This window comes from Dietzia sp. UBA5065 (genome assembly GCA_002415925.1).
Taxonomy (GTDB): domain Bacteria; phylum Actinomycetota; class Actinomycetes; order Mycobacteriales; family Mycobacteriaceae; genus Dietzia.
Window position 1 is genome coordinate 4,544 of the sequence record DIAZ01000122.1, and the last position, 9,444, is coordinate 13,987.

8 protein-coding genes are annotated in these 9,444 nt (G+C 73.5%); 1 reads left to right on the forward strand and 7 read right to left on the reverse strand.

Annotated elements, in window-relative coordinates:
* Positions 1-49: 49 nt before the first annotated feature.
* Entirely contained in the window at positions 50-523 is a 474-nt protein-coding gene (locus B4M60_RS09385) for a hypothetical protein (RefSeq protein WP_291082713.1), read from the forward strand.
* A gap of 63 nt (positions 524-586) precedes the next feature.
* On the opposite strand, the gene B4M60_RS09390 is transcribed toward B4M60_RS09385, so the two are convergent.
* From B4M60_RS09390 to B4M60_RS09420, 7 genes are all read right to left on the reverse strand, one after another.
* Positions 587-1,489 (reverse strand): alpha/beta fold hydrolase, encoded by a 903-nt coding sequence (locus tag B4M60_RS09390; protein ID WP_291082716.1) that lies wholly within the window; start codon positions 1,487-1,489, stop codon positions 587-589.
* Positions 1,490-1,563: 74 nt separating this feature from the next.
* The gene (locus tag B4M60_RS09395) at positions 1,564-2,031 is read right to left on the reverse strand and encodes a hypothetical protein (RefSeq protein WP_291082719.1); all 468 of its coding nucleotides are present in this window, start codon (positions 2,029-2,031) and stop codon (positions 1,564-1,566) included.
* Positions 2,032-2,087: 56 nt separating this feature from the next.
* Positions 2,088-3,278, reverse strand: coding sequence for an AI-2E family transporter (locus B4M60_RS09400; RefSeq protein ID WP_291082722.1), 1,191 nt, complete (start codon positions 3,276-3,278; stop codon positions 2,088-2,090).
* A 2-nt stretch (positions 3,279-3,280) separates the two neighbouring features.
* Positions 3,281-5,887, reverse strand: a complete 2,607-nt coding sequence (locus B4M60_RS09405; RefSeq protein ID WP_291082725.1) for a bifunctional lysylphosphatidylglycerol flippase/synthetase MprF — start codon at positions 5,885-5,887, stop codon at positions 3,281-3,283.
* Entirely contained in the window at positions 5,884-7,263 is a 1,380-nt protein-coding gene (locus B4M60_RS09410; RefSeq protein WP_291082728.1) for an alpha/beta hydrolase, read from the reverse strand. The genes B4M60_RS09405 and B4M60_RS09410 overlap by 4 nt, the downstream gene beginning before the upstream one ends.
* Positions 7,260-7,994 (reverse strand): phosphatase PAP2 family protein, encoded by a 735-nt coding sequence (locus B4M60_RS09415; RefSeq protein WP_291082731.1) that lies wholly within the window; start codon positions 7,992-7,994, stop codon positions 7,260-7,262. Before B4M60_RS09415 ends, B4M60_RS09410 begins: the two co-directional genes overlap by 4 nt.
* 10 nt (positions 7,995-8,004) lie before the next feature.
* The gene (locus B4M60_RS09420) at positions 8,005-9,201 is read right to left on the reverse strand and encodes a cation:proton antiporter (RefSeq protein ID WP_291082735.1); all 1,197 of its coding nucleotides are present in this window, start codon (positions 9,199-9,201) and stop codon (positions 8,005-8,007) included.
* Positions 9,202-9,444 lie beyond the last annotated feature (243 nt).

A 9,444-nucleotide genomic window follows, 5' to 3' on the forward strand; every position in this document is an offset into this window, starting at 1 on the left:
GCCGCCGTGCTCCGGGACACCCCCGGCACCCGATCGAAAGGCTCCCCATATGACGCAGTCCACCATGAAGAAGTCCATGGCCGTCATCGGCTCCGCCGCCGCCCTCTCCTTCTCCGGCGCCGGCCTCGCCGCCGCGCAGAGCGACCTCCCCGGCCTCGATTCCGGCTCGCTGGGCGCCGCGGAGGCCACCGAGACCGACGAGACCGACACCGACGACGCGGAGACCCCGGCCGAGGTGTCCGAGATCGCCGCGCAGCTCTGCGGCTCGATCTCCGCCTACGATTTCCTCGGCTCCGTCGGCTCCGTCGTGCCGGGACTGACGGGCGACGACTGCGAGGCCAACGCCGACCTGGCGATCGCCGCCGCCATGACCGGGGACATCTCCGGCGCGCTCGACATCCTGCGCGGGATCGACGCCGGGACCCCGGAGGAGACCGAGACCGACGAGACGGTCGACTCCGGATCCCTCGACTCGCTCAGCGCCGACGCGGATGAGACCGACGACGCCGAGACCGGCGCCTGACCCACGGCGGCCGAACGTCCTCGGCCCCGGTTCCCCGTCGCGGGAACCGGGGCCGAGTCGCGTTCAGGACTCGCCGTCACCGCCCGCGGTCACGAGGGTGCTGAGCGTGTCGTGGTCGATGTGCCCGGGCTCCGTCGACTCCATGAACTCGGTGATGATCCGCTCGACGGCGGCGGGATCCTCGACGTGGGGGTAGTGCCCGGTGCCCTCGACGATCGCGAGTCGGCTGCCCGGGATCGCGTCGTGGGTGGCGTGCCCGTGCGAGACGGGGATGATCGGGTCCCGGTCGCCCCAGATCAGCTGGAACGGCAGCTGTCCGGCCAGGTGGAGGCGGTTGTTGGCGGAGACGGCCTGCCCCTTGTTGTCCACGACGGCGCGCAGGGTCTTGAAGAAGGTCCGCCGATGGCCCGGCTTCCCGAGCGACTCGTAGGCCGCCCACGGTTCCTCCAGCGAGACCGCGCGGACGCCCTTGCCGGTGAGGAATCCGCGGGCCCTGTCCCCGGCGGACACCAGGAACGGGGCCGCCGCGCCGGTGAGCAGCAGTTCCGCACCCGGGACCGCGAGGAGCCGCAGGATCCAGTTGACCTCCTTGCCCAGGCCGCCGCTCCCGATCAGCGCGATGCGCTCGCAGAAGTCGGGGTACTGGTAGACGAACTGCAGGGCCACGCCGCCGCCGAGCGAGTGGCCGATCACCGTGCAGCGCCGGACGCCCTTGACCACCAGCAGGTCGCGCAGGGCCGACGCCATGGCCCCGAGCGAGTAGTCGTCGAAGTCGAGTGAGCTCTCCCCGTGGCCGGGTAGGTCCGGGGCGAGGATGTGGTACGAGGATTCGAGGCGCGGGATCATCTCGCGCCAGGTGCCGGAGCTCCCCGCCATCCCGTGGATGAGCAGCAGCGTGGGCTTGCCCTCGCCGGCCCCCGCCTCGCGGTAGGCCAGCTCGCGGCCGTGGAGCGTCGTCTTCTGCATGTCGCATTCCCCCTCGGGGACGGCCTGTCGCGCCGTACCTCGGCGCGCGATCGGCCACTGACCATTGTGCGGCATCACGGACCCGCCGGGCGGTTCTCCCCGTCACACTCCGCCCCGAAGGCCCGCGCGAGCCGGCGGTGCCGGTGGGCGAAGAGCGCCCCGACCACCACGCGGACGACCCGGCGGGGCACCAGCAGCCGTGGTTGGGCCCGCAGGGTGTCGGTGACCCGGGTGGTCCCGTCCGGGAGCGACTCGAGTTCGCGGCGGTGCTCCCACACCCGGCACGACCCGAGGCGCGAGCGCTCCCGGAAGTAGCGGGGCGCCACCAGGTCCACCACCACCAGGTCGTCGTACTCCACCGGGATCACCCCGCAGACCAGGATCCACGCTCGACCGATCGACCGACCCCGCGGCAGGTCCACGATGGACGACCCCGCCAGGCGCGAGGGGAACCGCATGGTCAACAGGGGCCCGAACTCGTCGCTGACGCCCTCCGCGGTGACGACGCGCGCCCACACCCGGTCACGGGCGGCGCGGACCACGCTCGACCGGACCACCTCGACCGCCGAGCCCGGTGGGGTCCGAGCCGGGCCGGACCTCACCGCGACGCGGGTCCGCTCGCGGGGACCGCGACCTCGTCGTCGTCGTCACCGTCCGGCCCGGACACCTGGTCGCGCTCGGGCACGATCCCCTCGCCCGGTTCCCCGCCCCGCGCGGCCAGGTACCTCACCACCGTGTTGACCATGGCGGTGACGGGGACCGCGAACAACGCCCCCACGATGCCGAACAGGTAGGTCCCCCCGGTCACGACGAGGATCACGGCGAGCGGGTGCAGCGCCACGGCGTGGCCCATGAGGAGCGGCTGGAGCAGATGGGACTCGATCTGGTGCACCACCACGACGATCGCCAGCATCGCCAGCGCTATCGCCGGGCCCTTGTCCACCAGCGCCAGGAGGGTGGGGATGAGGCCGGCGACGAGCGTGCCGACGATCGGCACGAAGGAGGCCAGGAACACCACCACGACGATGGGGACCACGAACGGCACGCCCAGCACCAGGGCGCCGAGCCCGACCCCCGCCGAGTTGATGGCCGCCACGGTGAGCTGGGTGCGGGTGTACGCGCCCAGGCTGCCCCAGCCGTGCCGGAACGCGGTGTCGACGTGCCCGCGGCTCGCCCTGGGGAGCCAGCGCACGAAGAACTCCCACAGCTTCTCCCCGTGGTAGAGGAAGAAGAACAACGAGACCAGGCAGATGAGCAGGCCGGCCACGGCGTCGACCGCGGTGTGGCCGAAGTGGACCGCGCCCGCGGCGAGCGTCTGGGAGTGACCCTCGAGCCAGCTGCGGCTCTGGGCCACGGCCTCTTGCAGCCGGTCGGCGGTGAGGTGGAGGGGGCCGTCCTCCAGCCACCGCAACGCGGAGTCGGTCCCGCTGGCCAGCTTGTCGCGCATCGCGGGGACCCCGGTGGCGAACTGCGTGGTCACCGCCGCGAGCGCGCCCAGGATCGCCAGGAGGAGACCGACGACGACGACGAGGGCCGCGGCCGCCCGCGGGACCCGCGCCGGGATGCGGTCCACGAGGGGCCTGAGCAGGGCCGCGAGCAGCACCGCGATGGCCACGGGCGCGAGGATCACGGACAGCCGGCCCACCGCCTGCCCGAGGACCCAGGCGCCGGCCACGATCAGGAGCAGGCACGCCGACCACGCCGCGGCGAGGACCACTGGATAGGGCAGATGGGTCCGCGGGATCGCGGCCGTCCCGGCGTCGGCGCCGTCGGATCCGGGGTTCGTCATGGTCACACCCTATTCTGATGGACGCTCGTCCAGCCCCGGCGAAGCCGAATCCGCCCCAGAGTGCCCACCAGCCGCGCGCCCTGGCCCAGCCCGACCTCCGGGAGGTAGGCGCGCCCCACCGCGACGCCGATCGCGGGCAGGGCCGCCGCGTCCGGATGACAGAGGTACAACGGTCGGTACCGCGGATCGAACTTGGCCTTGAAGGCCAGCAGGGAGCGGAAGCCGTACACCGGCTCGAGGGCCGCCCCGACGCGGTCGAGCACGGCGGACAACGCCGAGTCGTCCCCGGCGGTCCCCCCGTCCTGGTCCCCGCGCCCGCCGTGCGCCAGGGGCGCTCCCGACAGGCTGAGGAACTCCAGGCCCTCCTCCTTCGCCCGGAGCGCGGCGGAGGCGATGAGGAACTCGGTGGTCGGCCGGAAGCCCCCGGTGCGGCGTCGCATGAAGTCCAGGGTGAGGCCCACGGGCACCCCCTCCCGGTACACGGGGAGCCACGAGGTCACGCCGTGGACCACGTCGTCGGCATCCACGGCCAGCAGGAGTCGCACCTCGGGGTCGCCCAGCTCCTCGATCCCACCGAGCGTGAAGCCCATCTCCGGCAGCGCCTTGTCCGCCACCCACTCCTCGGAGATCGCGAGGATCTGGTTGACCAGGGCGAGCGGGGCCCGGTCGAAGGTCGTCCACACCGCCGTCACCTGCTCCTTCCGGGCCCGGTTGAGCGCGGTACGGACGTCCTGGAACCTCTTCCCGCTGAAGGCGAGGTCGGGGAGCGGGATCACGGTCTCCTCCGCCACCTGCACCGACGACCAGCCTGCCGCCCGGAGCGCGGACTCCAGCGCGGCGTCGACGGAGTAGAAGCAGGGGGTCAACCCCTGGAGCACGCAGTGCTCGGCGAACTCGAGCGCCGCCGGACCCACCTGGTCTTCCGGGCCCACCGGCCCGCCGGTCGTGAGCGCGACCCGGCCCACCACACGGAACGCCACCGCGGACGGTGACCCCGGGGGATGCCGCTGGGTGAACCAGTACTCGTTGCCCCGCCACGTGGTCATCCAGGACATCGACGTCCCGCCCGGCCTGTGCAGCAGTTCCCGCAGCCTGTGCTCCGCGGCCGGGTCCTCGTCCGTCCGGCGGGCGTGGAGGAACCGCCACAGCACCACGATCACACCGGCCCAGACGGCCACGCCGATCCACTCGAACAGCACGGTCGCGGCGTCCGAGACCGGGAGCAGGGAGGGCCCGAACAGCCCGAGGTAGGCGGGCGGGATCAGTCGGGCCGGGTAGTCGAGCGCGAGTTCCACGACCGACGGATCCGAGAGCCCGGATGCGGCCACCCCCTCCGTGACGAGTGCGCCGAGGCCCACGAAGACGACCGACCCGCCCAGGACCACCGCCGCGATCCCGACGGCCGCGCGCCGGGCCGCGCGGACGCTCGCCCGCGTCTGGAAGAAACCACCGGTGACCAGCAGCGCGAGGAGCGTTCCGGCCACCACGACGAGCGGCGCCACCACCCAGAAGATGTGCTCGTGCGGGACCGCGCCGACAATCAGCTGCCGCCGGCCGCGGTCCGTCTCGACCGGTCCCACGAAGAGCAGGGCGGCCGAGGCCACGAGCTGGGCCGCGTACGCCGCCCGCGCCCACCACAGCGCGGCGCGGCGCCCCCGCCGCAGACCGTCCGCCAGCATCAGGACGAGCAGCGTCGGCATGAGGGTGAGGACCACGGGGCCGACGCCGGTGAGTCGGAGGAGCTGGCGCGCGTTCCAACAGTCGGTGCCGCCCGGGTCCACCGCGCACAGTTCGGCGGTCTGCGCCGGGGTGAACGGCACGTCGCGGACGAGCTGGCTCAACGGGGCGAGCGGTCCCACCGCGCCGGCGGTGAGCGAGACCACGAGCGGCCCCAGGACGGACGCCGCCACCACGAGGGCGAGCAGGGTGCGGGTCTCCCGCACCGAGCCGCCGAGCAGTCGCGTGTGGTGCGCGTCGCGGGTCAGCGCGATGCCCGCACCCAGCCCCGCCAGCGCCGCGCACAACCGCACGACGTCCTGCGGGTGCCCGGCGAAGAGGACGAGGGTGACGAGCACCGCCAGGGCCACGGCCCGGGTCCGCCGCCGCCACAGGACCGGCATCCTCGCCGTCGACGCCAGCAGGGCGCCGAGGATCCAGGGCAGCGGGCCGACCCATGGGGGCGCGTGGACCACGTCCGCCCACCCGGAACCCGCGCCCGCGCCCGCGGAGAGGGTGTGGAAGAGCGCCCCGTACCCGATACCACCGACGACGCCCGCGACCTGCGCGACGAGGGCGGCCACCAGCATCCGCGGACCACCCAGCAACCGCTCGGCCACCGGCCCCACCCCCAGCAGGAGGAGGGAGGAGACGACCAGGTCCGCGACGCCGGACACGAACAGCCCCGAGGTGACGACCGTCCAGAGGTGCCCCTGCCCCAGGGTCGTCCACCCCACCGCGACCCGCCCGGCCCACCCCGGGTCCGGGCCGTGGACCGCGGAGCCGGTGACCGCGGCGAGGACCCACAGGGCGGCGAGCAGCGCGACCGTGTACGGCGAGGTCGACCACGCCCGGGCCGCATACCCGCGGGCCGTGGAGACGGCCCGCCTCACCGGATGAGCCCCATCCGCTGGGCGAGCCAGGGCAGCTCGTGCTCGAGACCGGCCGACCACACGGCGTAGCTGTGGCCCCCGGGGAGCTCGCTGAGGTGCGCGTCGATCCCCGCGGCCAGCGCCGCCGAGTAGAGCGCCCGTGTCGCCGGACCGTATTCGGAGTCGGACGTGCCGGTGACGAACGCGCCGGCGAGCCCGGGGAAGCGGCGGTGTGCCAGCACATCGGCGGGGTTGTGCTCGCGGAACGCCGCCTCGTCTCCACCGAAGAACCGGTCGACGGTGTCGGCGCGGGTCCCGATCGTCGGTTCGCCCTGCCCCGACAGGTCGAGGAAGGTCGGGTAGACCTCCGGATCGGAGAGCGCCATCTGCAGGGCGCAGGTGCCGCCGAAGGACAGCCCCCCGATCGCCATCGACCGCGGTCCGGTGTCCACCTGGAGGTTCCGGTGGATCCAGTCCGGGACGTCCTCGGCGAGGTAGGTGCGCGCGTTGCCGCGGCCGGAGTCGACGCACAGGGTGTTACCGAGCGGCTCCCCGATCGGGTCGGCCACCACCACCACCGGCGACAGCCCGGCATGGCGAGCGGCAAAGGCGTCCGCCACCACCGGCAGCCGTCCGGAGACCACCCAGTCCGTGGGGGTTCCGGGCTGGCCCGGTAGGAGGACGAGCACCGGCAGCAGCGGGCGCGGGTCCGTGAAGTACGCGGGCGGCAGGTAGATCTGGGCGGGTCTGGCCACGAAGCCGGACGCGGTACCGGGGATCGACGCCTCCGTGATCGCACCGCGCTGTGGCATGGTCGGCGGCGGCGTCCACACCGAGTCGAGCGGCGTGCCGGGCGGGAGGTCGCCACCGATGGTCGCCGGGGTGGACCCCGGGACTTCGGCCAGCGACACGGTCCGGTGATCGGACCACCCGAACGGTGAGCCCAGGGTGGGGTACTCGGCGTACATGCGGTTGACGTGGCCGCCCGCACCGACCACCACAGAGATCACCGCGAGCACGGCGCCCGCCACGCACCACGGGCGGCGCGCGCGGCTCCCCCCGACGGCGGCGACCGCGCCGAGAATCAGCGCGAACAGGCCCACGGCGATCCACACGTAGACCGCCGGCGGCAGCGCGTCGGGGAAGGGTCTGAACACCTTCTCCACCAGCAGTCCACCCGTCGCCGTGGCGGCCACCGCGGTGCCGATGCAGGCCGGCAGCGTGCGGGTCCACCAGCGGCGTGGACCGCCCGGGCCCGTGGCCCCGGTCCGTGACGGGCGTGCCGTCCGTGCCCCGAGGGCCACCAGGCCCGCGACACCGCCCACCACGAGCACCCACACCGCCACCAGCGCCGGGGTGTCCAGCAGGGAGGTCCCGAGCAACCGGTCGATCGTCATGGCCGGACCTCATTCGATCGGGTCAGCACTGCCCTCTCGGCCCGTCGGCGCTGCCACGCCTCCACGCACGCCAGGACCACCACGACCACCGCGACCCACAGGACGGACACGCTCCACCCGGCGAGCACGTCGCTCGGGTAGTGGACACCGAGGTACATCCGCGAGACTCCGACGGCCACCACGTACACCGCCCCGGTCACCACGGACGCCCACCTCCACCTGGTGCCCCACGCCAGGACGACCAGGGACGCCGCCAGCGCCATCGTGGCCATCGCGTGCCCGCTCGGGAACGAGTAGGAGTCCTCCGTGACGAGGTGTTGCCAGAAGTCGGGGCGGGCTCGCCGGAACACCGCCTTGAGCACGGTGTTGAGGAGGGTCGATCCGACGACCGCCGCCGCCAGCACCGTGGCGCTGCGCCGCGACCCGCGCCGCCACAGGACGATCGCCGCCACCGTCGCGGCGACCGGGACCACGACGAGACCGCCGAGTTCCGTCACCGCCTCCATCACCGCCGTCAGCCACGGCGTCGTCACACCGTGGAGCCACATCATCACCGGGCGGTCGAAGGAAAAGATCTCCTGCTCGGCGACGTCCTCCGCGAGTACGACAAAGAAGAGGAGAGGAACGAGGAAGAGGAGCCCCGCCGCGACGAGCGCCGGCACCGACCTCGAGGCCAGACCCCGATGACCGGGATCCACACCGGGGTCCGGGTCAGCCTCGTGAGTCGCCATGGCGGGGAGCCTAGGGAGTTCCGCTGAGAGTACGCGGAGAGACGTCGGCACCGAGCGCCTCGTCCGGGCTCCCGCCTCTCACCGCGAGTCTGCGACCCGCGAGGATCGCCGCGACCACCGTGACGAGCGCTCCCAGCAGCAGCGCCGGGCCCTCTCCGGGGGCGAGCGTGCCGGCGGGTTCCGCCAGCGCCACGGCCGCCATCGGCACGCCCAGTTCGGCCGCGGCGAGTACTCCCGCGGCGGCCGGCTGCCCGGTGACCCGCATGGCGGAGTGGCACGCGATCGCCCCGAATCCCAGGGCGAGGCCCAGCAGGACCATCCGTGGCTGGTCCCACAGCTCGCGCAGCGAGAGGGAGGCGCCGAGCCAGACGAAGAACACCGGCCCGAGGAACCCCTCCGCGAGGCCGAACACCTGCCGCGCGAGCCGCCGGGGCTCCCCGATCATCGCGACGACCATCCCGAACGCGAACCCGGCGAGCATCACGGAGACGTTGGTCGCCACCGCGAGCGCGCCCAGCGCGAACAGCACCACGAGATTGAACCGGAGTTCCAGCGCCAGCCCCCGCTTGGCCGAGACGTGGTGGATGCGCCGGCGCAGGCCGGAGCGGTCGAAGTAGCGGAGAACCACGAACAGCAGGACCGCGGCCGAGATCACCGCGATCGCTCCCAGCGCGGCCGTGCCCGCCCGTGCAGGGTCGATCACCAGCGGGAGTGCCACGATGCACACGGCGTCGGCGAGTGCGACCTGCGGCAGCAGCCGGGTGACGTCCGGGCCACCGAGGGAGAGCGAGTCCAGCAGGGGCAACACCAGCGCGGCGGACGAGGACGCCATGATCACTCCGTAGAGCAGCGCGTGGTCGGAGTCCACGAGGGACGCCACGGCCCACCCCAGGGCGACGGCCAGGGCCGCCACCGCCACGACCCGGCCCGCGGCCGGCCACAACCCCTGCAGCAGTTCGCGGTCACGCACCGGGACGTGGGTTCCCGCCACGAACATCACCAAGGCGAATCCGACCACCGCGAGCTGCGCGAACCCCGGATCCGACGCGTCGAGCCAGCCCAGACCGGAGGCACCCACCGCTATTCCCGCGAGGATCTCCCCGAACACCACGGGCAGGCGCCACGAGCGCCGCCAGGCCAACAGCGGGCCGAGCAGCGCAACCGCCCCGATCAGGGCGAGGTCCGAGAACTCCAGGGACCCGGTCATGGTCCGAGTCTAGGCCCGAGCCCGCCGCGCGGGCGGCCGCACCGTACCCCTCGGTCGCGAGTTCCGCGACTGGTTGCGGGCCGCGCCCGAGGTGGGAGAGTCCCAGGCCAGACGAGAAACCGCACGCCACTGTCGGAGGAGCCGCATGTCCACCAAGAAATCCGCCGCATCCAAGACCGCCGACGTCGTGCCCGGCGTCCCCGGTTCCGCACCGCCCTCGGTCGACGAGCCCACCGACCCGAC

Coding starts and splice junctions, on each gene's coding strand:
- B4M60_RS09400 (WP_291082722.1), bottom strand. CDS start 3,278: ATGACGAACCCCGGATCCGACGGCGCCGACGCCGGGACGGCCGCGATC.
- B4M60_RS09385 (WP_291082713.1), top strand. CDS start 50: ATGACGCAGTCCACCATGAAGAAGTCCATGGCCGTCATCGGCTCCGCC.
- B4M60_RS09415 (WP_291082731.1), bottom strand. CDS start 7,994: ATGGCGACTCACGAGGCTGACCCGGACCCCGGTGTGGATCCCGGTCAT.
- B4M60_RS09390 (WP_291082716.1), bottom strand. CDS start 1,489: ATGCAGAAGACGACGCTCCACGGCCGCGAGCTGGCCTACCGCGAGGCG.
- B4M60_RS09410 (WP_291082728.1), bottom strand. CDS start 7,263: ATGACGATCGACCGGTTGCTCGGGACCTCCCTGCTGGACACCCCGGCG.
- B4M60_RS09420 (WP_291082735.1), bottom strand. CDS start 9,201: ATGACCGGGTCCCTGGAGTTCTCGGACCTCGCCCTGATCGGGGCGGTT.